Source organism: [Flexibacter] sp. ATCC 35208, assembly GCF_001975825.1.
Classification (GTDB): domain Bacteria; phylum Bacteroidota; class Bacteroidia; order Chitinophagales; family Chitinophagaceae; genus Chitinophaga.
The window spans coordinates 15204-40809 of the sequence record NZ_MTKN01000010.1; the positions used below are offsets into that span (position 1 = coordinate 15204).

22 protein-coding genes are annotated in these 25606 nt (G+C 43.8%); 13 read left to right on the forward strand and 9 right to left on the reverse strand.

The features are described from left to right. Positions 1 to 25 precede the first annotated feature (25 nt). Together BW716_RS08475 and BW716_RS08480 are read right to left on the reverse strand one after the other, a co-directional pair. Positions 26 to 826, reverse strand: a complete 801-nt coding sequence (locus tag BW716_RS08475; protein WP_083722107.1) for an FkbM family methyltransferase — start codon at positions 824 to 826, stop codon at positions 26 to 28. A 27-nt stretch (positions 827 to 853) separates the two neighbouring features. Next, positions 854 to 1759: a hypothetical protein gene (locus BW716_RS08480; protein ID WP_235643563.1), complete on the reverse strand. Its 906-nt coding sequence runs from the start codon at positions 1757 to 1759 to the stop codon at positions 854 to 856. Between the two features lie 371 nt (positions 1760 to 2130). Here BW716_RS08480 and BW716_RS08485 point away from each other — a divergent pair, with 371 nt between their 5' ends. The 12 genes from BW716_RS08485 (at position 2131) to BW716_RS08540 (ending at position 16219) form a co-directional block, all read left to right on the forward strand. Beyond that, positions 2131 to 3360, forward strand: coding sequence for an acyltransferase (locus BW716_RS08485; protein WP_179091047.1), 1230 nt, complete (start codon positions 2131 to 2133; stop codon positions 3358 to 3360). 44 nt (positions 3361 to 3404) lie between these two features. Beyond that, positions 3405 to 4169 (forward strand): polysaccharide biosynthesis/export family protein, encoded by a 765-nt coding sequence (locus tag BW716_RS08490; protein ID WP_083722109.1) that lies wholly within the window; start codon positions 3405 to 3407, stop codon positions 4167 to 4169. A gap of 10 nt (positions 4170 to 4179) precedes the next feature. Further along, positions 4180 to 6543 (forward strand): polysaccharide biosynthesis tyrosine autokinase, encoded by a 2364-nt coding sequence (locus BW716_RS08495; RefSeq protein ID WP_083722110.1) that lies wholly within the window; start codon positions 4180 to 4182, stop codon positions 6541 to 6543. Then, positions 6536 to 7885 (forward strand): flippase, encoded by a 1350-nt coding sequence (locus tag BW716_RS08500; RefSeq protein WP_083722111.1) that lies wholly within the window; start codon positions 6536 to 6538, stop codon positions 7883 to 7885. The genes BW716_RS08495 and BW716_RS08500 overlap by 8 nt, the downstream gene beginning before the upstream one ends. Continuing rightward, positions 7882 to 8577 carry an FkbM family methyltransferase gene (locus BW716_RS08505; protein WP_083722112.1) on the forward strand — a complete coding sequence of 232 codons (696 nt, stop codon included), beginning with the start codon at positions 7882 to 7884 and terminating at the stop codon, positions 8575 to 8577. Before BW716_RS08500 ends, BW716_RS08505 begins: the two co-directional genes overlap by 4 nt. Positions 8578 to 8582: 5 nt before the next feature. Then, positions 8583 to 9224 (forward strand): methyltransferase domain-containing protein, encoded by a 642-nt coding sequence (locus BW716_RS08510; RefSeq protein WP_083722113.1) that lies wholly within the window; start codon positions 8583 to 8585, stop codon positions 9222 to 9224. Further along, positions 9224 to 10132: a nucleotide-diphospho-sugar transferase gene (locus BW716_RS08515; RefSeq protein WP_179091048.1), complete on the forward strand. Its 909-nt coding sequence runs from the start codon at positions 9224 to 9226 to the stop codon at positions 10130 to 10132. The genes BW716_RS08510 and BW716_RS08515 overlap by 1 nt, the downstream gene beginning before the upstream one ends. Positions 10133 to 10134: 2 nt before the next feature. Next, a complete protein-coding gene (locus BW716_RS08520) occupies positions 10135 to 11550 on the forward strand; it encodes a hypothetical protein (protein ID WP_083722114.1) in 1416 nt (471 codons plus the stop codon). Beyond that, positions 11550 to 12644 (forward strand): glycosyltransferase family 1 protein, encoded by a 1095-nt coding sequence (locus BW716_RS08525; protein ID WP_083722115.1) that lies wholly within the window; start codon positions 11550 to 11552, stop codon positions 12642 to 12644. Before BW716_RS08520 ends, BW716_RS08525 begins: the two co-directional genes overlap by 1 nt. Then, positions 12641 to 13384 (forward strand): FkbM family methyltransferase, encoded by a 744-nt coding sequence (locus BW716_RS08530; protein WP_083722116.1) that lies wholly within the window; start codon positions 12641 to 12643, stop codon positions 13382 to 13384. The genes BW716_RS08525 and BW716_RS08530 overlap by 4 nt, the downstream gene beginning before the upstream one ends. 191 nt (positions 13385 to 13575) lie before the next feature. Continuing rightward, complete coding sequence (locus BW716_RS08535; RefSeq protein WP_083722117.1) at positions 13576 to 14979, forward strand: undecaprenyl-phosphate glucose phosphotransferase; 1404 nt, start codon at positions 13576 to 13578, stop codon at positions 14977 to 14979. Positions 14980 to 14983: 4 nt separating this feature from the next. Further along, positions 14984 to 16219 (forward strand): WcaI family glycosyltransferase, encoded by a 1236-nt coding sequence (locus BW716_RS08540; protein ID WP_083722118.1) that lies wholly within the window; start codon positions 14984 to 14986, stop codon positions 16217 to 16219. Here the strand turns inward: BW716_RS08540 and BW716_RS08545 are convergent. The 5 genes from BW716_RS08545 to BW716_RS08565 form a co-directional block, all read right to left on the reverse strand. Beyond that, on the reverse strand, positions 16203 to 16934 hold the full coding sequence (locus BW716_RS08545) for a hypothetical protein (RefSeq protein ID WP_083722119.1): 732 nt from the start codon (positions 16932 to 16934) through the stop codon (positions 16203 to 16205). The two genes, BW716_RS08540 and BW716_RS08545, sit on opposite strands and share 17 nt — an antisense overlap. A gap of 535 nt (positions 16935 to 17469) precedes the next feature. Continuing rightward, positions 17470 to 20094, reverse strand: a complete 2625-nt coding sequence (locus BW716_RS08550; RefSeq protein WP_083722120.1) for a glycoside hydrolase family 2 TIM barrel-domain containing protein — start codon at positions 20092 to 20094, stop codon at positions 17470 to 17472. Between the two features lie 191 nt (positions 20095 to 20285). Beyond that, the gene (locus BW716_RS08555) at positions 20286 to 20690 is read right to left on the reverse strand and encodes a hypothetical protein (protein WP_083722121.1); all 405 of its coding nucleotides are present in this window, start codon (positions 20688 to 20690) and stop codon (positions 20286 to 20288) included. A gap of 78 nt (positions 20691 to 20768) precedes the next feature. Next, positions 20769 to 22211, reverse strand: coding sequence for a HEAT repeat domain-containing protein (locus BW716_RS08560; protein ID WP_083722122.1), 1443 nt, complete (start codon positions 22209 to 22211; stop codon positions 20769 to 20771). Positions 22212 to 22220: 9 nt separating this feature from the next. After that, on the reverse strand, positions 22221 to 23456 hold the full coding sequence (locus BW716_RS08565; protein WP_083722170.1) for a Gfo/Idh/MocA family oxidoreductase: 1236 nt from the start codon (positions 23454 to 23456) through the stop codon (positions 22221 to 22223). A gap of 126 nt (positions 23457 to 23582) precedes the next feature. Here BW716_RS08565 and BW716_RS08570 point away from each other — a divergent pair, with 126 nt between their 5' ends. Next, a complete protein-coding gene (locus tag BW716_RS08570; protein WP_083722123.1) occupies positions 23583 to 23921 on the forward strand; it encodes an AraC family transcriptional regulator in 339 nt (112 codons plus the stop codon). Between the two features lie 559 nt (positions 23922 to 24480). On the opposite strand, the gene BW716_RS08575 is transcribed toward BW716_RS08570, so the two are convergent. Then, entirely contained in the window at positions 24481 to 24678 is a 198-nt protein-coding gene (locus tag BW716_RS08575; protein WP_083722124.1) for a hypothetical protein, read from the reverse strand. A 133-nt stretch (positions 24679 to 24811) separates the two neighbouring features. After that, positions 24812 to 25597 carry a GDSL-type esterase/lipase family protein gene (locus tag BW716_RS08580; protein WP_083722171.1) on the reverse strand — a complete coding sequence of 262 codons (786 nt, stop codon included), beginning with the start codon at positions 25595 to 25597 and terminating at the stop codon, positions 24812 to 24814. Positions 25598 to 25606: the final 9 nt, after the last annotated feature.

Below are 25606 nucleotides of genomic sequence, written 5' to 3' on the forward strand. Positions count from 1 at the left end.
TTATTTTTCATACATCCTGATCGTATTACTTCAGTATAGCTACGATATTCTGAAATGCAAATATTTCAAATGCGGCTACATTATAGTGTCCCAATGGCATCAAACCATCAGGCAGCATGCGATAAAATGAATAATCAGGCAGCAGGTCAATAAAGTCTTTAAAGAAAGTGCGGGATATTACATTCATTTCGTTGAACTCAATCTGGATTACTTTTACCTTTCTTCCTTGTATTGTATGCATTGCACCCCTCAGCACATTCAGCTCATGACCCTCTGTATCTATCTTTAACAACGCTACTTCGCTGATATTGCGCTCTGCGACAAATTCATCAATGGTGGTAATATCAATCGGTAATTCTTCTGCCTCACTGTCTCTGAAACCAGTGATCACCTCCTTGTACATACTGGCATGTTCAGAACCACCATTGCCAGCATAGTCGTAGATGACGGCCTGTGACACTTTGTCTCCCGCACCACGCTTTACAGGTATAAAATGATGCGTGGCAGCTGCATCCTGCAATTTGTTGAAAGCCTTTGGATGTGGTTCAAATGCATATATTGGCAGACTTACATTTTGCCTGCGCAACATGATGGAGTAGTGACCCACATTTGCCCCTATATCGAGTATAGCTCCGTTATCAAAATAATGATACTTCTTCATGTATTTTACAAAGGCCTCTTCTCCACTTACACGATCATTTTCATGATTCATGATTCCAATTCCCCGCATACTTAACTTATACATCAGCAAATTGAAACGATACAATGCTTTTCGTGCAAATACAAAAACATACAGATCTTTAAATATTGTTGATACAGGATTCATTGAGGTTTTATTTTACATTCATTTTAATTAAAGTAATTCTGTTTCTCCTGTTGCCACATTGATCACAGGCATTCCTTTTATACACTCGTATCGCTGTGTACCTCTTAAATAATTCAGCTGGCCCTTCTTATTCCTGCTTTCCCTGAATTGAGATTCCACATACCCCTCTTCTACACTTAGTGCTTTCAACTCACCCAGCCGATCGTTTCTTACAAAATAGGCGTTGTTACCAACAGCATTACATCCCACCAGGCTATATCCTTTCTCCTCTGCCAGCACATATAATGCTTTTAACGAAGCGCCAAAATACAAGTAGCTATAATGTTCAGCGGATCGTACAAAATCAGGTTTGTAAGGTACTGTCACCGGACGGTGCTTCCCAAATACACTATTATACTCTGCTACAACAATCACAGGTTGTACCACTTCAATCGCTTTCCAAACCCAATAGTCATTACCATCTATATCTACACTCAGCAATCCAATCTCTCCATCGATTCCCCTGGAAGAAATGAGATCATTAATATTGTCCCTGGTGATAAAAGCTTCCAATGCCTGCAGATCATGCTGATAATAAATGTCATCGGACATTATATAGTCAATTGCCTTCCGCGATCCATCTATGACCAGACCGGACCAGTTATCATGTCTTAATAAAAATCGGGTATTCGATTCTACATAATTTTCAACTCCAAACTCGATAAATATTTTCAGAGGAATTTGAACTTTATGAATCAGATATTGTATTATCCCATCGTCCCCTGCCTGACTAAACACTTTAAATTCAGCATCTGCGATGTTGTCCAAAATTGGTAATGCTTTATTTTGTCTTGCTAACAATGCTCCTAATAACAGAATATCGGTTTGTTGGGACTTTCTGATGTTATACAAATAATGGTGCATAACATTAAATAACTTTCTAATGCTTTTCATCTATTACGGGTCAATTTTTTTTCGAGCTACAGCTAGGATTTTTTTCTCCCATAAATACATAAATAATACAAATATTGTTCATTTTTTAATAATTTATAACGTGTATAACTATCGTATTTAGTATTGCACTTGCCCCATTTTCCTAACAGTCTTATACTGGAAAAATCTTTACTATAGCATATTATAGCGAACATCCACTGCTCAGGTCACTACGCCAGGGATTTTTTTTCAATTTTGTGCAAATGATATTTTTGATTTAACTTGCCCTCGTCTGAGAATGCTATAATCAATAAAAAACTGGAAATAACTCCACTCTAATAATGACCAAAAAGTCATTAAGGTTTTTTATTGTTTTATATTATCACCATTCCATGACCTCGAATAAGCCCTCATCATTATACTTTTTTAGTCTGGATGCAATCAGGGGATTTGCGGCACTCATTGTCGTATTATGCCACTGGCAATTCTTCTTTTATAAGGATTATACTGTTCAGACAGCTCCCCTCGAAGATTTCCATTTACCGCTATATTCCGTATTCTCCATCTTTTATCATCATGCATTTTATGCGGTAGACCTCTTTTTCCTGCTGTCAGGTTTTATATTTTTCTGGTTCTATGCAGATAAGATCGCAAAGGGGGCAACCAGTTTTAACTATTTCATTACCTACAGGTTCACACGCCTATATCCTGTGCATGTTCTTACGCTCCTGGCCATTATACCATTGCAAATGCTGATGGTGAAACAGTCAGGACATACCTTTATTATACAAAATAATGACTACTGGCATTTTCTGCTCAACCTGCTCGTTATCCACAGCTGGGGGTTTGAGAAAACACCGGCGCTCAATGGATTTAACGGGCCATCATGGTCTGTATCCGTAGAGTTGTTGCTCTACCTGGTATTCTTCCTCATCGCATGGCGTAAACAACATAACAGAAAAGGATTATTGATCTTATTGGTCGTTGCTGGTGCTATTGTCCAGGCTATTTACCCAATGATCGGTCAGGGTATCTATTCTTTCTTTTTAGGGGCACTCGTATATCATATATACTCCTGGTTGTGCACTAAAAAATATTTCGGGAAACTGACCCGCAATATTGCCATTGCTGCTGTGTTGTTATGGATGTATATCCTTGCCGAATATTATTTTTCGTTTACTCATCGCCTGTTCTTCTCTGTTACACACAAATTACTGCCAGCCTGGACGGATGAAAAAAATGAAAAGATCTTTTACCTGGCGACTAATACATTTTTCAGAACGATTGTGTCTCCTGTTACTGTACTGGTATTAGCCATGGCAGAGACGATCAAAAGCGGCATCAGGGCCAGGTGGACACAGCTACTCGGAAATGCCAGCTATTGCCTGTACCTGATTCACTTTCCGCTCATGGTTGCTGCCGCCGTACTGGTCAATGCGCTGGGTTTACCCAAAACAATATTCCAGTCTCCCCTCACCTTATTATTATTCTATGTAGTTCTGATCACACTAAGTGTTTTGGGCCACTACTATTTCGAGCTCCCTGTACAACAGACTTTACGACAGAAATTAATTAAAAAAAGGACGAGCACTGTGCCTGCTGCCATCATTCCGGAAGCATAATCTATTCAACCATCAAATACACACGATCTATAATTAAATAACACATGAAATCCAAAATCCATTTACTGTTAATTAGCAGTTTGTTCTTAATGGCCAGCTGCATTGAGACCAAAAAAATAACCTATTTAAACGACATTCAGCAACAAATGGGTGAGGAAAACGGGCATTCCTTACAGCCACTTAAAGTTCAACCCGGGGATGTATTGCAAATTACTGTTACGACCATTGACAAAGACATTTCCCAGATTCTGAATCCTGCTGCCGTATCCGCTGTTTCCACTACTGCCAATGGTATTGATCCCGGTTATATCGTAGATAGTGACGGCTACATCAATCTCCCGATGGCAGGCAGGGTTTATGTAAAGGATAAAACAACGGCAGAAATCAACACTGTCATTACTACAGAACTGGACAAAAGTATCCGTAATGCCTTTGTTTCTACCCGTATTACCAATTTCAAAATATCTGTGTTAGGTGATGTTGCGCGCCCAGGCTCGTTCAAGATAGGTGCTGAACGGGTATCCATACTGGATGCACTCAGTATGGCCGGCGATATGAATGTAACCGCCCTGCATGATAATGTTACGGTGATCAGGGAAGTAGATGGTGTAAAAAAGTATGTGTCCCTCAACCTGACTGACAGTAAAGTGCTTTCATCACCTTACTATTACCTGAATAATAATGATGTGGTTTATATAAGACCGGGCAAAAACAAAGTGTTCAATAGTTCAAAATTCGTCACGCTGATTCCAACTATGATAAGCGCGCTGTCCCTCATCACAACACTTATTATCGTTACTGTTAAATGATTCCTACGTTATGAACCAAAAAAACGAAACAAATAACCGGGCTGCAGTTATTGATCTGAATGACCTGTTGAAGAAACTGGCATTCCATTGGCCACTTTATCTCATCCTCATACTGCTCTCAGTTTTGGGAGCATTCATCTACCTGAAATATGCCAAACCGAGGTATATGTCCAGCGCTAAGTTGTATCTGAAAGATGAAAAGAAAGGTGGTGGTGAAGAAATGGATATGCTCAAGTCGCTCTCCCTATTCAGTAGCGGGAAAAATATTGAGAATGAAATGGAAGTGATCAAGTCCCCGATATTGATAGCCAAAGTAATCAGGGACAATCACTTCAACATTCGTTACTACCGGAAAGCAGCAGTTCGTAATCAAGAACTCTATGACAACTCCCCGTTCAGCATCCGGGTTCTTAGTGATACTGCCAATATCGGCAATTATGTTTTTGATATAACCCCAGAAAGAAACGGTCTGAAAGTAAAAGCTGAATATGGTGATGACCAGACGAAAGATTTCACTGTGCAATCAGGCGTCCCTTTTACTGTAGGACGCGATCAGTTTAACATCACTTACAGCACCCCCACTATAGAAGTTCCCGGCATGAATGACTATCGCATCCGGGTGGATTCTATTGCAGAACTGGCCTATGAAAAGTTGGATGATATAGGCACAGCGCTGGTGAATAAAGACGCGACTGTAATATTGGTGACTTATGAGGATGCCGTCGCGGCACGTGCTGCTCACTTTATCAATGCACTGCTGGATACCTACAACGATTATACGCTGGATGATAAGAACAGGGTAGCCCTGAAAACGATCAACTTCCTCTCTGTACGTATTGACTCCCTGCGCGATGAGCTGGGCTACCTGGAAAAACAGGAGGAACGATTCAAAGTGCAGCGGGGTATTACCGATATCGAAGGCACTTCCAAACTGGCCCTGGAACAGGTAAAGGATGCAGATATAAAACTGAATGATGCAAACATGCAGCTCTCCGTATTCGACCAGGTGGACGAGTACCTGAATGCACCGGGTAATAGTTATCCTTTCGCACCGATGCTGGGCACCGTTGATCAAACCCTGACGGCCATGATCAACAGGTATGAAGAGCTGCTGAAAGAAAAAAACAAACTCTCGCTCTCCCTGCAACCCAGCAGTATGATCGTACAAAACCTGGATAGCCAAATAGAAGATGCACGTAATACTATTAAAAACTACATCTCCGGTTACAGGCGCAACGCCGGCGTAGCACAGAACCAGATGCAGCAAAAGGTCAACCAGATCCAGGCTAAAATTGCCAACATTCCGGCTTACGAAAGAGAATATATCAATATCAAAAGACAACAGGGCGTAAAAGAAAATCTCTACCTCTACCTGTTGAAAAAGAAAGAAGAAGCATCGGTTTCCTATGCAAGTAATGTGACTGACAACAGGGTTATTGCTCCTGCATTCATTCCTGAAAAACCGGAATCACCCAGGAAAACGATGGCCTTTGTAGGATTCCTTGCTGCTGGTCTGGCACTGAGTACGCTTTACATCTACCTGAAATATTTCCTTAACAATAAGATCCTTAGCAAAACTGAGATTGAACAATTATTTGAACTTCCGCTTATGGCAGAAATATACCAGGATGAAGAAGAAACAGCCAAAAACTTTTCTCTTCAAAACAGGTCCGTACTGTTGGAACAAATCTTCAACTTACGTACCAATCTTCGTTACCTGTTGAGCGAACATACTGATAGTACTACTATCCTGGTTACTTCCAGCATTTCCGGCGAGGGTAAAACTTTCTTAAGTGCGCACCTGGGCAACTCCCTCACAGTGAATAAAAAGAAAGTAATACTGCTGGAACTTGACCTGCGTAAACCAAAACTCTCCAAGTTCCTGGGCATGGACAATTTTACAGGCATCACTAATTATATCGTAGAGAATAAATCTATCGACGATATTATCCGCAAAGTGCCGGGTACCGACCTACACCTGATTTCATCCGGACCTATTCCTCCTAACCCGGTGGAACTGATAGAAGGAAACAGGATGCGTACACTGCTGACTACACTAAAAGAACGCTATGACTACATCATCATTGATACGGCGCCAATCGGTATCGTTTCTGATGCAAAGAGTCTCGCACCTTATATTGATGCCAGCCTTTTTGTAATCCGGTACAATTTCACCTTAAAATCGAAACTGAAAGCAGTAGCAGAAAATATCAGGGAAGGGCATTTCCGCAAAACCGGTATCATCTTCAACGGTATTGAACAGGATAGTTTCTATCCAAACTACTATTACGACCATTATTCATATTCACAGGAAAATCTGAAAGTAAAAAGATGGTTTTCATTTTTCAAAAAACTAAAACATCGTCTTGCATAAGATCCTTCAAAATAGTGGTTGGCTGCTGATTGACAAACTGGCGCGGCTGTTCCTTGGTTTATTTACCATGGCTATGATTGCACGTCATATCGGCCCTGAGGAATTTGGTATCTGGAACTATTCTATAGCCCTTACTGCAATTGTAGGTGGTATAGCGGTGCTGGGGCTGGACAAGATTGTAGTGAAAGAATTGGTATCTGCCCCTGAGCGCAGGGATGAGATTGTGTCTACAGCGCTGTGTATGCGAATTGTAGCGGGCATTCTATCCTGCACAATTTGTATTATGATCCCCTGGTTCACCAGGCAGAACAATCCTTTGTACATCTGGTGTACCACCATTACTGCTTTTAATATCCTGCTGCAATCATTCGATGTATTTGACTACTTCTACCAGGCACACAACCAGGTGCAACGGGTCATTATACCGAAGGTGACCATATTTGTTTTATTCTGCCTGATCAAGATTATGTGTATCAGGATGAATCTTTCTTTTATGATCATCCCGTGGGTATCTCTTGCGGAACTGGTGGTTACCTACCTGCTCATATTTGGGTATTACATCTGGCATGAAGGCATTGCCTCATTGTTTAAAGTACGCATGCAGGAAGCCCGCTACCTGATTTCACAAAGCTGGTCCCTCCTGTTCACCGGTATACTTGTACTGCTGTACATGAAAAGCGATCAGCTGATGCTGGATATACTGACTACCCCGCAACAACTGGGAGAATATGCAGCAGCTGCCCGTATATCAGAGTTGTGGTATGCGATACCGACGGTGATAGCCGTTGCTATTTTACCCAACCTGATACAGAAAAGGCAAACCAATCACGGCAGGTATTTAGAAAATGTGGAGAAATGGATCCGGCTTTCTATGTGGGGCAGTACGGTGATTGCCATTATTATGACAATTGCTTCCAGCTGGCTCACAGGCATCTTATATGGCAGCCAGTATCCACATGCAGGTGTGATCCTTTCCATACATATCTGGGCGAATATACCCGTATTTATATGTGTTGCCATTATGCAATACCTGATAGTGGAAGGCAACTATAAAGCGAACCTGTATGCAACAATTGCGGGTATTGCAGCGAACCTGCTGATCAACCTGTTGCTGATTCCCTCACTGGGAGGTATAGCTGCAGCTATTGCTACCGTTATTTCTTATACAACCGTCGCTACCTGCCTGATCATTGTTGACAAAACCGGACAGGCAAAAATGTTCATTATAAAAATGCTACACCCAGGAAAGGCGCTTGCAGATATCTGGCAGTTGCATCTGGCGTTGAAGAGTTCTATTGAAAACTTATTATCTGTATTACGTCAAAAGTCGTTGAGTAAATGAGTCAAGTTAAAAAATTAATTGCCTGGTTGGGATCAAAGCTAGCACCTCAGATCAGGTACCTGGCTCCGGCGTACAGCTCGGAGGGGGAAGACCTGATTTTGAAAAGAATTTTTGACAACAAACAAAATGGTACTTATGTCGATGTGGGTGCACACCATCCTTTTCGTGTATCCAACACCTATATATTCTATAAAAAACGCTGGAAAGGCATCAACATCGATCCGAACCCCGGCTCCAAAGCGATGTTTGACAGATACCGTCCACTGGATACCAACCTGGAAATGGGGGTATCCTCCACCAGGCAGCACCTGACCTACCACATTTTCAATGACCCTGCGCTGAATACCTTTTCGCCTGACAAGGTGGAAGAATACACACAGGACCCTAAATACAAAGTGATTGGGGAAGAACAGATTGAAACCTGGCCACTGGGTGACATTCTGGATAAATACTTACCTGCCGGCACTGCGATCGACTTCCTTACTATTGATGCAGAAGGACTGGATATGGATGTGCTGCGTTCAAACAACTGGCAAAAGTATCGCCCTGCATACATCCTGGTAGAAAGCAATCCCTTCCTGCTGGGAGACATGTATAATACAGAGCTGGGCAAATTCATGCAGGCAGCGGGTTACGACATCTTTGCCAAAACATATTATACCTACATTTTCAGGAATATCAAAGGTCATTAGCGTATATGAATAAGTTATATGTACAGTATGGATGCGGTCCCTATTCAGTGCCTGATGGATGGACCAATTTTGATGCAAGTCCAACACTCCGGATCCAGCAGTTACCTATCCTTGGCAAATTGCTGAAAGGCAGGCTGCATGTTACTTTCCCAAAAGATGTTCAGCAGGGAGATATTCTGAAATCATTGCCTGGTATCAGTAAAAATTCATGCGATGGTGTATACTGTTCTCATGTACTGGAGCATCTTTCTTATGATGATTGTCTGCTGGCGGTGCGTAATACCTATCGCATTCTGAAACCAGGCGGCTATTTCCGCTGTGTATTACCTGACCTGGAATCAGCTGCCAGGGAGTATGTAGAAGACCTCGCCAATCATGATATCAATGCAAATACCAAGTTCCTCGAAAAAACGATGCTGGGCAAAAAGCAACGGCAAAGGGGATTCAAAAGTCTGCTGACAAGCACGCTGGGCAACAGCGAACATCTATACATGTGGGATCATCTCTCCCTGTCCAACATCCTGCAGGAAGCGGGTTTTAGTACCGTAAGGCAATGTGCATTCAATGATTGCCCGGATCCGATGTTTAAGCTGGTAGAAGAAAGAACAAGATTTGAAAATGCAGTATCACTTGAAGCTATAAAATAATGAAGCTCGAAACACCTGTGCTATTACTGATATTCAACCGTCCCTTTCAAACCATGCGGGTATTTGAGCAAATCAAAGCCCAACAACCTTCCCGGTTGTTTATCGCAGCAGACGGTCCCCGTCCTGGTAAACCAGGCGAAGCCTCCCTGTGTAAATCTACCCGGAATGAAGTGATGAATGCGGTGGACTGGCCCTGTGAAGTAAAAACCTTGTTCAGAGTTGAGAACCTGGGGTGTGGCAAAGCGGTGAGCAGCGCCATCGGGTGGTTCTTTGAACAGGTAGAAGAAGGGATTATCCTGGAAGATGACTGCATACCAGATCCCACCTTTTTTAGCTTCTGTACCTCCCTGCTGGAGCGATACAGACATAACAACCATGTTATGCACATCGCTGGCAGCAATTACCAGATGGGACTGCAAAGAGGTGATGCATCTTATTACTTTTCACGATTCGCACACATCTGGGGATGGGCTACCTGGCGCAGGGCATGGAAATATTATGACTTTACCCTGCAGCGGTACAAGGATGTTTCCAGGAAAGGTATGAACCGCCAGTTCCTCACAGATATTGACAATATCTATACTAATAGAATCGATACCTGGGATATTCAATGGTTTATGAGTGTGTGGTTCAATCATGGATATGCTATTATTCCTAATACCAACCTGATTAAAAACATCGGGTATGGAAAGGAAGCAACACATACCCGCGCCACGCCTGCCTGGTTCAAAAAAATGGTGTATGGCAGTATCAGCAATATCGTTCATCCAAAAGAGATAAGCATTGACGATGCAGCTGATAATTATTCAGTAGCGAGCCTGTTCAATCCTCCTTACCTGTCTTATATGGCAAAGAAGATTGTAAGGGGCACGCCATTCCTCTATAACCTGTATAAGCGCATTTCGTAAATATGGATAGTATTTATAACGCCCTCATCAGCAGTAATCAATTCGTGGAGATGTTCAAGGAAGCTATGCCCCTTGTCATTGCCAGTATATTGTTATACCTGCACTACAGCAGGAGGATCACTGCGATGGAAACTGCTTTATTTGCCTTTGCCACTGAAGCTTATACGATGCTGATAGTAGGTCCTACCTTTACCGCGACTTTCTTTATCAGTGCAGTCTTCATGGTGGAGCAGGCACACAGGCTCTTTACAGGGCAGACACTCATCAGACGTGAATACCTGTTATTACTGGTACTACCGGCATTGTCAAGCCTTGTTATTTTTGTTCTTGTGCAGGTGTATAAAGATCCGTTCTATTATCCACCTGGTAAGAAATCGGCTTTCTACTTCAGACCCATTTATTTTTACATCAAGTCTTTTCTACCGCTCTTTGCACTGGGGGCTAAGATTGTACAGGAAAGGAAACAGTTGTCTTTTGAGCTGTATGCTGCCACCATGAAAAAGATTGCAAAATTTTCTTTTGCAATTGCCATTCTGCAGATCGTGTCACAATTTATATTCAAAAGTGAAGCATTGGGTGAGATCATCGGGTTACAACACCGTTACCTGCTGGAGCAATCCACATCCTTTTTCAGCCTGCGCATACAGGCATTATTTGCAGAGCCGAAAGTGTTCAGTGCATTTCTATCACTCACCATCCCCTTGTTTCTAAATGACAGGGAATACAAGTGGGCTGCGATCTCTCTGATCATGGGTGTGCTCACTGTATCTCAAACCTTCTGGATCAACCTGCTTTCGGCGGGAATCTGCTGTATATTCCTCGCCAGTATTTCATCTGCCAGGTTACGTATACTCCTATCCATAAGCATCATCATCGGTCTATTCCTGGGGGTCGCAGCATCCAGTAAATATTTTATAAAGCTGTACGCCAAAAACCAGACAAATACCTTTTATCAGTTAGTGTTCAAGCGCTCTGTATACAGGTATGATAATGAGATCTGGCAGAAAGACAATGTAGTAATGGGGATGCCATTGCAAAGAGATATGGAGCTGCCGGTGGTAGACTTCTTCAAAGATGAACCTTACCTGCTGCTGTCCGGCTATGGTGCGGGTAATAGTACGTTTATTCCTGCACAATACTTCTTTGGGCAAGTGAACTATGAAAACAGGTTGAACGGTATTGGCGGGCATAACCTGAATATGCGTTGGTTCTACATATTGGCAGAGTTTGGTTTGCTGGCCCTCATCTGCTTTTTCGCAGTGCTTACTATAACAAGGCCACAGCTGGGGGCTTTTCAAAAAGGGTATTTCGCCTTTGTATGGGTATGCTTCTTTTTTAGTCAAATAGATCTGTTCCTGATAATAGTAGCAATGTTATGCGCTTACGATGATGGAGAGACTACTAAAATGACCATGTGATGCAGATATATTTAGACAATATTGTGTTTACGATTCAAAGGGCAGGCGGTGTGTCTATGTATTGGTATGAGCTACTGAAAGGGCTCTGCAATACAGATCTGCCGCTGAACTTTCTGAATGCGGATCTGCATTCTGACAATCTCTTTGAGCAGCAGCTTGACTATAGTCCTTATCCCTGTATCCGTGAAAGCTGGATACCTCCAAAGTATCTGCGCTACCTGCCATTGCGGTACACACTGCCTTCCAGTGCTGTATTTCATGGTGGTTACTTACGTGTATCACCCCAAAAAGATATCGTCAACATTCTCACATTACATGACTTTGCACATGAGCGAAGGATGGCTACCCGATTCCCCCGCGGGCTGGCCAACATCCGGCAAAAGGCTTATGGCATACGCCATGCAGACGGTATTATCTGCATCTCAGAAAGTACCCGGAAAGAGCTATTGTATTTCTATCCCAAAACGGATCCTGAAAAAGTCAGGGTTATTCTTCATGGTATTGCTGATTGCTTTTATCCCCTGAACAAACAGCAGCCGCCTGACTTCGCATTGCCCCCGTCACCTTATATTCTGTACATCGGCGTGCGCGGCCACTACAAAAACTTCGATCAGGCAGTGGCAACATTGCAGTTATTACCAGCCCAATACCAGCTGGTGATAGCAGGTGGTGAACCCTGGCAGTCCAAAGACAGGGAGGTACTGGAACAGGCCATTCCAGGCAGGTATCATATACTCCGGGATGTGAGTTCCTCAGCGCTGAACATCCTATACAATTATGCCTGGTGCCTCTTGTATCCTTCCTCCTACGAAGGCTTTGGATTTCCACCTGGAGAAGCCATGAAGGCGGGTTGCCCGGTAGTTGCTACCTACACCACTTCCATACCGGAAGTGACAGGTACCGCAGGGCTACTGGTGAACAACCCCTCTCCTGCTGCATTTGCAGAAAAAATCCAATTGCTCGAAGATCAACATTTCAGGGATACAATTATTCAGGCGGGGTATACCCGATCGCAATTCTTTACATGGGACAAAAGCATTCAGGAAACAATCGCTTTTTACAAACATTGCTGGAACACTAAATTTTCACTATGAATTTCATTTTCAAAATTGCCGACGCGGCCAAAGTTTTTTTACAATCAGGAAGAGGTCTCAGTGCCTTGTGGAAAAAAGGAGGATCCATTGCCTCCACCACAATTTTGCATAACTGTAAACACTATATTCCGGAAATAAAAACAATCATCGATGTAGGCGCCAACCAGGGACAGTTTGCGCTTTCTGCACGTTTCTTTTATCCACGTGCCGGTATTCATTCTTTTGAGCCGGTGCCGGCTGTATTTCACACATTGCAGCAAAACATCAGCAAGGCGAAAGGTATCAGTACGTACAACTTTGCACTGGGTAGTACCAACGGCTTCCTGGAGTTCTTTCAGAACGATTATTCACATGCCAGCTCTGCACTGCATGTATCAAGTATACAGCAACAGTTTTTCCCACAGACCGCTTCTGAACACCAGATCAAAGTACCTGTAAGAAGGATAGACGACCTGTTTAGAAACATTCCTTTTGAAGCACCGGTGCTCCTGAAACTGGATGTACAGGGGTTTGAAAAAGAAGTACTGAAAGGGGCTGCTGCAAGCCTGGACAAAATAGATTACCTCCTGTTCGAAACATCGTTCGTACCTATGTATGAAGGAGAACCCCTCTTTGATGAGATGCATAATTATGTAAAAGAGCTGGGATTTGAATTCATCGCTCCTGTTGGTTTCTGCCAGACAGATGCTTTGCAAATTTTACAAATGGACTTGTTGTATAAACGAAAAACAGCAGCCTGAGCTGATCATCTTTTTTTTAAAGGAGTAAGAACAAAAAGCGTAGCAGTTTTGTAATAATAAAACCAAGCAAGCCCCCAAATTCACCACTCCGATCTTCATAGCCTACCCAAACCTGACTGAGTTAAAAACTAACAGTAACGCCAATAGGAAATTGATATACGGCAACCGATGCCTACTGTAATCTTGTGACTATGAAGAATCGAAATTATGCTGTACAATATTTACGGCACTTTATTGACTTTACCATACTGGGAGCGGCATTTGTACTTACCAGATACTATATCAGTACCAAGGGGGGGATGATATTTACTCCCCTGGATTGGATACTGCTTAGTATCAGTATCAGCACCTGGATCGCGCTCGGCTCGTCTCTCCGGTTGTATGTTGAATATGATAAGGTTAACTCGTTTTCATTTGAATTTGTAGCTGTATTGAAAAATGTATTGTTACAATCATGCGTACTCACCTTCCTGTTTTTTTATCTCTTCAAAAACTATAGCTACCCACGCACCTTTACGTTATTGTATTCCACATATGTATTTGCGGGTGTATTGTTCACAAGATATGCAGTAAAGAAAACCCTGCTGAAACTCCGCAATCAGCGGCATCGCAAAAAAAATGTTCTGATCGTAGGCACTGGCGAAACTGGTATCGACTTTTATCACACTATTACCAATAACGGTCATTTCGGTTATAACTGTATCGGTTTTGTAGGCGACCAGGCGCAAACACAGTTACATGGGCAATACCTGGGCAATCTCTCTGAACTGACCAATATACTGGAAGCAAATGAAATAGACGATGTGATCGTTGCCCTGCCGGAATATGCCAGGGACCAGACGGAAAGCATTATTGTAGCCAGTGAACGCGCCGCAAAAAATGTGAAGATCATTCCCAATGTACACCAGTATTGTTCCCCTACGGTGAGTATGAACCTGTTGGGATCTTTTCCACTGGTAAACATCCGTTCCTGTCCGCTGGATGATCCTGCATTACAAAGAATAAAGCGGGGGTTTGATATCGCATTTACGCTCGTACTTTTCACTGCTTTCAGCTGGTTGTTCCTGCTGATTGCGGCGCTCATCAAACTGACGTCAAAAGGTCCGGTATTTTTCAAACAGGAAAGGTGGGGGCTGAAAAATAAAAAGATCACCTGCTATAAGTTCCGTTCCATGATCGTACAGACCAGTGAAGTGGATGCGAACGGCAGGTTCCTGCAGGCAACCCGCAATGACAGCCGTGTTACTTCAATAGGCAGGTTCCTGCGTAAAACCAATCTTGATGAATTGCCACAGTTTTTCAATGTGCTGTTGGGCAACATGTCATTTGTAGGTCCGCGTCCACATGCCACTCCCCTGCATATAGAATCAAGGGAAACGGTGCAACACTATATGCGCAGGCAGATGGTAAAACCGGGCATCACAGGATGGGCACAGGTAAATGGTTGCAGGGGTGAAACCAGCCAGTCAGGTATGATGCAGAAAAGAGTAGACTACGATATCTGGTATATTGAAAATTACAGCTTCTGGCTGGATTGCCAGATCATATTCCAGACAATGGTGAACATGATAAAAGGGGATAAGAACGCTTATTAAGAATATGTCCGAACGATTATTACTGATTACAGGCAACTATAGTCCTGAGCCAACCGGAATTGGAAAATACAATGGGGAAATGATACAATGGCTGGCGGATAAAGGTCACGATTGTACTGTCATTACTACTTATCCTTATTACCCACACTGGAAGATACAGCCTCCTTATGAACAGCAGGGACGCTGGTATAAAAAGGAAGTACACGGGAGGCTCACTGTTTATCGCTGTCCTCAGTATATACCGGCAGCGCCATCAGGTATGAAACGTATATTGATGGATGCGACCTTTTTTATCGCTGCGTTCTTTCGGTTATTCACATTGTTGTTTACCACGAAATTCGATGTGGTCATGGTGGTCGTACCCCCGTTCCATTTAGGCTTTCTGGGCCTGTTGTACAAGTGGATCAGGGGGGCGCGGCTGCTCTATCACATACAGGACATGCAGATAGAAGCAGCCCGTGACCTACAGATGATCCGTTCCCGATGGCTGATCAATACCTTGTTCCGCATGGAACGTTTTATACTCCGCAGGGCAGACCTGGTAAGCAGTATTTCGGAGGGTATGATGCGGAAGATTGCGGCCAAATCAGGCAGGGACATCTTCTTTTTCCCAAATTGGGTAGCCATCAGTCATTTCTTTCCCATCACAGAGAAAGCGATTCTCAAAGCAGATTTTGGCTTCCATGCGCAGGATAAAGTGATACTATATTCAGGTGCTATTGGCGAGAAACAGGGGTTGGAATCCATACTGGAAGTAGCCGGCGCTATGCAGACAGATACCCGGCTGAAGTTCCTGATCTGTGGGTCAGGGCCCTATAAAACAACTTTGGAAAACAAGGCGCAGGCCATGTCTTTGCACAATGTGATCTTCTACCCTACCCAGCCTTCTTCGCAATTCAACCGGTTCCTGAACATGGCAGACATTCACCTGGTAATACAAAAAGCCAATGCCGCCGACCTGGTGATGCCAAGTAAGCTCACTACGATACTGGCAGTAGAAGGATTAGCATTGATCACGGCCAATGAAGGTACCAGTCTGTACGAGCTGGTAAGGACAAATGAAATGGGTATAGTGGTGCAGGCAGAAAACCAGCAGGCGCTGTATGAGGGATTGCTACAGGCTATAAACGAAGATTCCGGACACATCACCAGTCGTGCTGGAGACTATGCCCGGAACTTTCTCGCTATAGATTCGATTATGACAAGCTTTGAACAGACAGCGATTAAGGCTGCCAGATAATGCGTGCACCACCTTTTACATCGCCGCTGTATTCAGTGGAATTGAATATCACACTGCAGAAGCTGATAGTGGTTACGTTATTATCAATAGATACATAAACAGATCCTGATGATGTATCTGTGGTCCATGGAGCAGTAGTGATCGCCTTGGCCGTCAGTCTGCAATAGCCTGAAGGCAGTGAAGAACTGGATTTCTGGATAGAATAGATACCTTCAGCAGGAGGCTGATTGTTGGGAAATTCTACAGTAATAGTAGCATTCCCGTTTGTAGCAGTAACTACGTAATCGCTGGTACCAGTAGTCCCTACTACCTTATTGAAGGAGAGGTCAACCACACCTTGCAGGGTAGCCTGGTTACTATCCAGACCACAGGCGTTTGTAGGGCCAGTGACAACGATAGTATCAGAATTGCCGGTGTAGGTACAGCCACCTGTGGTAGTTACAGTTACTGAATACACATATTTGCCTCTGGTAGGAGCAGAGATCTTAGGTGCCGCATCTGTTGATGTATACCCATTGGGGCCGGACCAGACATAGGATTGAACGGCACTTACACCAGAACTGGAGAGCGTGAGCGTTTCATTGTTACCAATGGGACCATTGCTTTTGACTTTGGGCTTAAGGCCTGTATCGCAGGCGGCTCCGCCTTTGGAACATCCTGTTAGCGCGCTGATCCATCCTAAGATTAATACGATAAATATAGATTTATACTGCATTGCCAAATATTCATCAATACGAAATAATATTATATGCTTTACTGCCGTTAATATGTAACCAATAGCTCCAGCGTCATACAAAATGTTCCATTTTTACTACCGCACATAGCTCTTCCAGCAAGAACAACCCTCGTTGCTTTGGCATCATATTGGATAAAAGGATGTAAATCGGAAATAAATATAGTAAATACTTTAGTTATTAGTATTTTTTAATATTAATAATATATGAACAGATACGGGTTTAGGTGCGTTAAAAAGATTAAAATTATATCAGTATCAAGGGGTTGGAGGGCATATATTATATAGGTAAAAAAAATTAAAAAAGTCAAAATTTAATAGAGAATTTAACATTTTAGATGAAAAATGGCTGTTTTCCGGGAGAGTTGGGCATAGATGATAATGGGGGTTTTAAAATGACTTGTGTGGATAATTTTCAAAAAAAAATCGCTTTTACCTGACGGTAAAAGCGATTTTTTTTGACGCTGGCCTGCGGCCGGCTAATAAAAATGAGACTGGACTATAATTGAGGGCCAGATTATTTTATTTCAATTACTTGTTCTGCCAGGTTCCAGCCGCTCACAGTTACCTGTGCTTTGCCGCTTTTACCAATTGCATCACCACTGATAATCACTACTTTCTCTTCTCCAGGCACTACTGATACATAGTTATCATTGTAGAACACAGGCAGAATTCTCTTCTTTGTCTGTGCATCTACCAGTGATACCCTGTTAAAGAATGCCAGCGGACCACCTTTAGGGTTGCTGATCTTCACATGGATATCATTGCCTGATTTAGTTGCCGTGATCTGTGGTTTAGCAGCCTGCATGTTCTGCAGACCGGAGTAGTTGCCTTTTGCATCAGGGAACCAGTACAGGTTATCATCCATCACAGTTTTATCAGCTTTGATGAGGCGTACTGCCAGGAACACACCTTCCTTCTCTCCCAGCTTATCCAGGAAAGCTTTGATGTTCATGATCTTCTGTACATTGGATGGACCGATTTCAGAGAACACCTGTGTGATCAGCGTATCATGACCTTTCATATCATATGCTTTCAGTTGCAGCATGATGTCGTGATAGTAATCGAAAGTATTGTTTACAATGAATACTGTACCATCGGTTGGATTGATCATACCATGTACAGGTGTAGCACCGGCTCTGTTACCATACAGACAGGCGTTTGGATCCAGGTAGTAATCGTAGTGCTGTCCACGTAATGCAGTCCATGGGTTCTGTGTTTTCCAGATGATCACACCTGTGTACCAATCCCACATATGAGAACTGAAACCTTCCATCAGGCCACGGTACTGATCATAGTTTACCAGCTGTGCCTTGTTCGTCCAGTCCCTGATATCTTTGGGTTTACCATATACATCCAGTGAATTGAAGTAAGGAATGTATTTGTGATAATCCCATACTGAATCAACACCACCAGATTTATTTTCAGGACCTACCAGGTTTTCTTTTGGTATAAAGCGTTCCAGTGATTCCAGGTCGCCTACGCCAACAGAGCCTACTTCGGAGTTGAACGGCCAGGTTCTTTCATTCCAGAATACATTCAGCGGCTGCCAGTTGTAAGGGCCGTCGCCATTGCCCCCCAGCATGTTGTAAGACATACTATCGGTGTTGGAATAATGGAAGAAGTAACGTGTACCATCCAGTTTAGGCATAATGCTGTCTGCCAGCACATCGAAGATATCTGTAGGAGGGGTAATTTCATTACCACCACACCAGAATGCCAGGGAAGCGTGGTTACGCAGCAGTTTTACCTGGTCCGCAGCGGAGTTGATCCACAGGCGGTGATCATCAGGATATTGTCTGCGGGTCCACTGGTCTTCTTTCTTCATTGGGTCTACCCAACGACCGTTACAGTCGCCGCTCATCCAGAAGTCCTGGAATACCAGCATACCGTATTTATCACAAGCCTGGAAGAACTCAGGCCTTTCGGTGAGACTACCACCCCATATACGGATCAGGTTCAGGTTCATGTCGCGGTGGAAACGAACTTCTGCATCGTAACGCTCGTTGGTGAAGCGGAACATTGCATCGGAAGTGATCCAGTTACCACCCTTGATGAAGATATTCTGACCATTTACAGAGATCTCACGGCTTCTGGTGTGCGCATTCCAGAAAGTACGGATTTCGCGTACACCTACAGTGATTTCTTCAGTATCGTCTACTTTGGTATTTTCTACAAACTCTACCTTGCTCTGGTACAGGTTCTGCGGGCCATAACCGGCAGGCCACCAGAGTTTAGGATCTTTCAGTTCCAGGTCGGGCAGTTGTACTTCGGTATGTGCTTTTGGCGCCAGCGTTACTTTGCTGCTCACGGTCACACCACCAATGGTATAACGCAGGGTACCTGCAATGGTTTTTGCAGTAGCGTTATCCAGTTCTGCGCTTACCTTGATTGTAGCAGGGGCCTGCTTGCCTTCCGGCCATCTTGGACCTGGTACATTGGTTACCACGTGTGGGTTGCTGATGTTCACAGCACCTGTTTTTTCGATGGTCACCTTGTCCCATATGCCGGTATTACGATCGCGCATGGGCTGAATCCAGTCCCAACCCGCGGTGTACTGAGGGCCTACGTTTTTTGCAATCGTACCATCGCCACCCTGGCCACCATTAGGATTACCAATATTGACAGGTGGATATACGATCACCGCCAGGCGGTTTTTGCCATCCTTTGCGAGGAAGGAAGTAATGTTGTAAGAATGACGGATGTAGGTACCGTAGTGGGTAGTCGCGTTCAGGCGGTGACCGTTCAGGTAGATATCGCAACCGTCGTTTACGCCTCTGAAGTGCAGCCAAACCTGGCGGTCAGCAGCAGGAGTCGCTTCTGAGAAGTCTTTTACGAACCAGTAAGTATAATGATCGCGCCCTGTGGTATAGATATCAGGTATACGTTCATTATTCATTCCATAGAAAGGATCTGGAACAAGTTTGTTGTTCAGTAACGTCGTTAAGACGGTACCCGGCACAGTAGCTGGTAACCAGCCTTTGAGCCCATAGGCAGGTGTTGACAGTGCTTCGCCCTTTACAGTGACGTCGGATACATTTGCACATTCCCAGCCACTATTAAGTTCATATTGGCTTTGCGCCATCAATTGTAAAAAGGGTGCCAGTAAGAGACCTGTCACATTCAGTAGTTTCCGGACCATAGTTATGCATGAAAGTTTAGAAGGCAATATTGCCTGTTCACTGTTCTGACAAAAATATACGTTGGAATTCCAAAATCAAAATGATGCTGATTAGTTAGGTCAAATATGAATTACAAAAGGAGAATTACGTATTAGAAAGGGGGAAATAAAAAAGCCCCTTTGGTTAAAGGAGCTTTTAAAATACGTTTTTATTATTCTGCTTGTGAAGCAACTAATACTATTTTAAGATAAAGGTCGCCAGGAGGATCTACTGTTGTACCGGTAGCGCCCTGAATTTCAAGATAGAGTACGCCTGGTTTGTAGGTGTATACAATACTGGAACCATTGTACACATCTGGTAAAGCTTCCCAGGTAGTACCATCACCGGAAATATATGCTAATACGCCATCAGTCTGGTTTGTACTTTCATTAATTTCAGGCATATTAATCTGTGCATAGTAAGTTTTTGTAGTCTGGTCATATTGCCAGGCAGTGGAGGCAACAGATGTCTGAATTGTAATGTTAGGAACCTCTTGTGTGATGTACTCTTTTTTACAGCCAGAAACAAGGGACCCCAGGCCTAATACCAGTACAGCAAGCAATAATTTAGTTTTCATAAATAAGCATGTATTGATTAATTACAGAATAAGGAACATATATCCTAATCTTCAAATACGATGCCATATTTTGTAGAATTAACTTCCTTCTATTGCTTTCAATGTTTTTTCTGCCTGCTCTTTTACAGCCGGGTTTGCACTTTGCGTCATCGCCACTACCCTTGCTTTCATCTCTTCGGCTTTGCGTTCTGCCAGTACCTGCAGGAGTGCAATCTGCATAAGCGGTGGTTTATTTTGCAGAGAGATGCCTGCCGTAGAAGCGACCATATTACTCCGCATTGTGAGCAAAACATCCCTGATTAAAAAAATCGTACTACTGTCCACGCGATTCATTTCATACACCAGCGCAGCGATCATAGTGGTATTGCCTAACATGCCTGCTGCTTTGATAGCTGCCGTTTTTACGACCATATTACTATCGTTCAGTGCTGCCTGTATCACTCTTGTGGCAGTACGCTGACGGCTCTCGCCAAGCAATAATAGTATGCCTGCTTTCACTTCATCTTTTTCTCTTACTACTCTGTCTATCCAGTAATTGGTATTGGAAGTATTCAGGTTCTTTGCCGCCATCTTCAATGCTGCTGATCTGAAAGCGGGATCAGGATCTGCAGCTGCATCGCCTAATATCCTGTTGGCATCATTGAACCTCACGGTCACCATGATTTGCAGTGCAGCAATCCTGGCAGGCAACTGTGCAGGTGATTTACATTCTTTCAGCAGGCGGGCAGCAATTTTTCTTGCAGGTTCCTGTGGCCAGTTTTCCGCCATGCGCTGTGCAAATAATATATACGCTGCCGTTGCATTCATGCTGTCGTATACATATCCTGCTCTTGCCGCTGCAGCACGTAACAAAGAATCACTGCTTTCATTGCCTATGTTGGCAATCGCCATCAAAGCAACCCTGCGTTGACGCAGGTCTTTTGTATTTGCCAGTGCTGTCACCGCATCGAGGCCGCTCAGGTAACGGAGTTCTCCGATGGCATTGATCAGCGCTATTTTGCTATTGCCTTTTGCTTTTGATAAGGCATATACCAAAGTTGGTTTCGCCACCGGCCCACCAATTTGTATCAAGGCCCTTGCTGCAGCATCGCACAATGGCTCCTGCACCAGGTAAGGGGCAATAGTAGCAGCGGCGACGTCATTGCCACATAACTGTAACTGGCTGATCAGAAAATTTTTGGCGGGGATTGACGGCACCCATTTCAATGCCCTGCACCAGGCTTTTACAGCCGTTTTACGGGCAGAATCCTGCAGGGCGGCAGTGATATACCTTGTATACGCTGTGAGGGCATATTGCACTCTTATATTCCCGGTCTGCGACATCATCGCGAGTGTAGTCAGTCCCTCTTCTCCCAGCTTTTCCAGTTGTTTCATGGAGATGTTTTTCAGACTATCGTTGGGTGATGGCATTTCCTGAAGGATCGCATTGATCCGGGTAGCATAGGGAGATGGTTTCCCCTGCCCAGCTGTATATAGTATAGGGAAGAGGATAAATAATATAATCAGTTTCGAACGCCTCATGGTACATGGTTATTTCCAGGTGGTGCGCAGGGGCTGGTTCAGCAACCTGTTTGCACCTTCATCGAACAGGAAAGTTTGTTTTTCAGGATCATATTGGAGAGAGCGGCCCAGCTGAAGGGCGATCTTTCCCATATTGACAAGTGTACAGGAACGATGTCCGTTTTCTTCGTTTGTCACGAAGGTTTGTCTTTCTTTTACCGCTTTCACAAAATCAGTGATAGCCAGTGGTGGTTCAGGAAAGTTGGCCAGGCGTTTTTCCAGGTCAGGGATATCTGATCTGAAATCAGCATACAGTTTACCATTGGGTCCGGAAATGAAGGGGGCATTTGCATCCCGGCCTTCCGGGTCCAGGATGATCTTGCTGCCATCCTGGTAGGTAAAGGTGATCTTCTGCCAGGTACCTACGGCATCCGGGTGTTGTAACGGTGTTTCCACCTCTACCTCAATCGGACTGGTTTCATCTTTATCCAACAGGTATTGCACAGGATCGAGGTAATGTTGCCCTGTTTCACCCAGCACGCCTGCTCCATAATCCCAATATCCACGAAAGTTCTGTATCCGGTTGATATTGTAGGGTTTATAGGGTGCAGGTCCCAACCAGCGGTCATAGTTCAGGGTTGCCGGCACAGGTTGAACCGGCAGGTTGGTTAAACCGGTATACTCACCAGGCCAGGTAAAACCCGTATGTGGTGCCAGGGTGATGGTGAGCGGCCAACCCAGTAGACCGCTGAAGGTCAGCTTCTTCAATTTTCTGACAGGAATATTAGTCCCGTAAAAGTTCCCATCTATGCGGTGGTTCATATTGAGCCGGAAGATGCGGCCATAGGTTTGCACGGCATTGACCACCTGCTTTCCTTCGGCAATGGAATGGGTCATCGGGGTTTCGCACCAGATGTCCTTCCCTGCGGCGGCGGCTTCCATAGCAATGAGGCCATGCCAGTGTGGTGGCGTGGCAATATGTACGATGTCGACATCCTTTTGTAAAAGAAGGTGCCGGTAGTCGTCGAAGGTTTTGACTTTTTTGTCTGTGAGGAGTTTACTTTTATCTACATCACAAATAGCGGTGAGGCGTGTACCGGCGTAGTCTATATGCTGATGGCCGGCGACACCCATACCGATCACACCTTTGGTCAGCTGGTCGCTGGGGGCAAGGTAGCCACGGCCCAACACATGCCGGGGAATGATAGTAAAGGCAACTACCGTTCCGGCTATATTTTTCAGGAAATCACGTCTATGGTTTGGCATAGGATCTTCTATAATGATCACGAGGGGACAAGATATGCATTTTTTATAAATATAAAGTTTTGGCCTCCTATCTGGAAAAATTTTACTTAAATTAGGGCTAGCCCTGAACCATTGAACACAAATTCCATGTCTAACAATCATCACGAAAAAGTAATTGCCAGCATTAGCGAATACCTGCTACTCAACCTGAATAAGCCGGTCAGTATTTCACAACTAGCTCATTCTCACTACATCAGTGAGTCAAAGCTCAAACAGGATTTCAAAAAATACAAGCAGCTTTCCCTGATAAACTGGTTATTGGAGCAAAGAATGCAAAAGGCTTTTCAGCTTTTACAACAATCGGATAGTAAAATTTCCGATATTGCGGAGGAAGTCGGGTATAGTAATGTATCCAGTTTCAACCGGGAGTTTAGGAAACATTATGCCTGTTCTCCCCAGGAAATCAGGAATGGAAATAGTGAATAAGTAAAACCATTCGGGGATTTTTAGCGTACATATACTCAGTGCCAAAAAAAATCTGCATTTTTCTTTGAAATCAGCAGCCTTGCCGAAAGAATTATCAGACAAGCACTTATATCTGTAGTACGTTATAATTAAGACTGTTCCCTGTAATTTTTACAAATCATTAACAGCCGTATTCGAAGTTTATTTTCTAAAAACAGCAATGTGTTTAGTAGTTTTGCCCCGCTTATGAAGTAATCGGTTACGATAGTCAGGCAGGCAGAATAGTATAAAGTGAGTGCATAACGTGTCATGCGAATCATAAAGATCTGGAGCTAATAACCGACAGGATACGTTGGGTTCTTATTGTTCCAATCTAATTATTATACATGTCGCCACTTTATATGCAAAACGAAAGACACCAGACTACAACAATGCACAATGCTTTCCAAATTACCATCGCGTAATCAAACATATTTACATAGTGCCTTGAAAAAGGGGCTATAACCTTCGTTTACGAACAATGCAAAATGAAATACCGGTACTTTAGTCCTTTAGTGCCGGTTTTTTTTTGTCCGTATCTTTAGTAGGAAGGTCTATTAGATCTGCTCTTTTCAGGGGTATTCTCAAGACGTTCATCCAGTTGCTCATCGCTCATTTCTCTTTCTGATTCGTCCAGCGGACGTTCTGCCTCTTCAAATGCTCCACCCGAACCAGTGTGCAAAATTTCGTTTTCTTTTGGTGAGCCGGTCGACGCGCCGGTGTCGTTCACGTAAATCATTGGTATACACGTTTTTCCATTCAAAGGATCAATAACAATGCTAATCTAATAAAAATCGTGGGTATTCCATAATGGTAGGGCTTTAACTCTATATTAAGAGCGGGGTTTTGCCGTGCAAAACCCCGCAGATCTGTTATTTTAATAATTTAATAATCCCCTTACCCCACAGTTTTCCAAGGCTCTCTGCCCCTACCTTGTTGGGATGCAGATAAAATACGCCCTGCCAGCCTTCTTCTGCCTGCAATTCTGCTGCCGCATGTTGCTTAAAGTACCCAAATCCCTGTTTATCACCTACAATCACCTGACCGGGTTTGGTTCTTCCATACTCCTTCACCAGGTTGCCTACCTCCGGGAAATAGGTTTGCAAACGGTCCAGACCACGCTGTAAATAGATAGCACCATTGTAAGTATTCGGGCTATACCAGATAGGCAAATGAATGACCACCCTGCTGTCGGGAAAATCCGTCAGCAACTGGTCTATAATCGCCTGTAAGTTCTTTTTATAGTTTTCGGGAGACACTGGCGCTCCATTGGGCCCTTCTACGGCACTATCATTGGTACCCAGATCAATAGAAAATACTAACAATGCATCTTTGTCTGCCTTATAAGCTTCAGCCGCAGCTTCTACTTTTTTAAATGCTTTGCCGGTAGCTGGCAGAAAATCTACTGTGGTGTAACCGCTTACGCCCTGGTTGGAAAAATTCACCTTTCCCACTCCTTCCTGTGTTTGTAGCCACTCCACCGTTCGTACCGGCGGTGCCTCCTTGTCAGGTTCCTTTAGCGTGGCTCCATGCGTAATGCTGTTACCAATAAATACAATGTTCAGATTAGTGGCGGCTTTCTTTTGCGCCATTGTTGGAAGCTGGGCAATCACCAGCATGAGCAGGTATACACCTGCCCGTTGGCCATAGGTTCTCATATACATGAC

Excerpts from the sequence above, each read along its gene's own strand:
- BW716_RS08475 (WP_083722107.1), bottom strand. The coding sequence starts at position 826 with ATGAATCCTGTATCAACAATATTTAAAGATCTGTATGTTTTTGTATTT.
- BW716_RS08480 (WP_235643563.1), bottom strand. The coding sequence starts at position 1,759 with ATGAAAAGCATTAGAAAGTTATTTAATGTTATGCACCATTATTTGTAT.
- BW716_RS08485 (WP_179091047.1), top strand. The coding sequence starts at position 2,131 with ATGACCTCGAATAAGCCCTCATCATTATACTTTTTTAGTCTGGATGCA.
- BW716_RS08490 (WP_083722109.1), top strand. The coding sequence starts at position 3,405 with ATGAAATCCAAAATCCATTTACTGTTAATTAGCAGTTTGTTCTTAATG.
- BW716_RS08495 (WP_083722110.1), top strand. The coding sequence starts at position 4,180 with ATGAACCAAAAAAACGAAACAAATAACCGGGCTGCAGTTATTGATCTG.
- BW716_RS08505 (WP_083722112.1), top strand. The coding sequence starts at position 7,882 with ATGAGTCAAGTTAAAAAATTAATTGCCTGGTTGGGATCAAAGCTAGCA.
- BW716_RS08510 (WP_083722113.1), top strand. The coding sequence starts at position 8,583 with ATGAATAAGTTATATGTACAGTATGGATGCGGTCCCTATTCAGTGCCT.
- BW716_RS08515 (WP_179091048.1), top strand. The coding sequence starts at position 9,224 with ATGAAGCTCGAAACACCTGTGCTATTACTGATATTCAACCGTCCCTTT.
- BW716_RS08520 (WP_083722114.1), top strand. The coding sequence starts at position 10,135 with ATGGATAGTATTTATAACGCCCTCATCAGCAGTAATCAATTCGTGGAG.
- BW716_RS08525 (WP_083722115.1), top strand. The coding sequence starts at position 11,550 with ATGCAGATATATTTAGACAATATTGTGTTTACGATTCAAAGGGCAGGC.
- BW716_RS08530 (WP_083722116.1), top strand. The coding sequence starts at position 12,641 with ATGAATTTCATTTTCAAAATTGCCGACGCGGCCAAAGTTTTTTTACAA.
- BW716_RS08535 (WP_083722117.1), top strand. The coding sequence starts at position 13,576 with ATGAAGAATCGAAATTATGCTGTACAATATTTACGGCACTTTATTGAC.
- BW716_RS08540 (WP_083722118.1), top strand. The coding sequence starts at position 14,984 with ATGTCCGAACGATTATTACTGATTACAGGCAACTATAGTCCTGAGCCA.
- BW716_RS08545 (WP_083722119.1), bottom strand. The coding sequence starts at position 16,934 with ATGCAGTATAAATCTATATTTATCGTATTAATCTTAGGATGGATCAGC.
- BW716_RS08550 (WP_083722120.1), bottom strand. The coding sequence starts at position 20,094 with ATGGTCCGGAAACTACTGAATGTGACAGGTCTCTTACTGGCACCCTTT.
- BW716_RS08555 (WP_083722121.1), bottom strand. The coding sequence starts at position 20,690 with ATGAAAACTAAATTATTGCTTGCTGTACTGGTATTAGGCCTGGGGTCC.
- BW716_RS08560 (WP_083722122.1), bottom strand. The coding sequence starts at position 22,211 with ATGAGGCGTTCGAAACTGATTATATTATTTATCCTCTTCCCTATACTA.
- BW716_RS08565 (WP_083722170.1), bottom strand. The coding sequence starts at position 23,456 with ATGCCAAACCATAGACGTGATTTCCTGAAAAATATAGCCGGAACGGTA.
- BW716_RS08570 (WP_083722123.1), top strand. The coding sequence starts at position 23,583 with ATGTCTAACAATCATCACGAAAAAGTAATTGCCAGCATTAGCGAATAC.
- BW716_RS08575 (WP_083722124.1), bottom strand. The coding sequence starts at position 24,678 with ATGATTTACGTGAACGACACCGGCGCGTCGACCGGCTCACCAAAAGAA.
- BW716_RS08580 (WP_083722171.1), bottom strand. The coding sequence starts at position 25,597 with ATGAGAACCTATGGCCAACGGGCAGGTGTATACCTGCTCATGCTGGTG.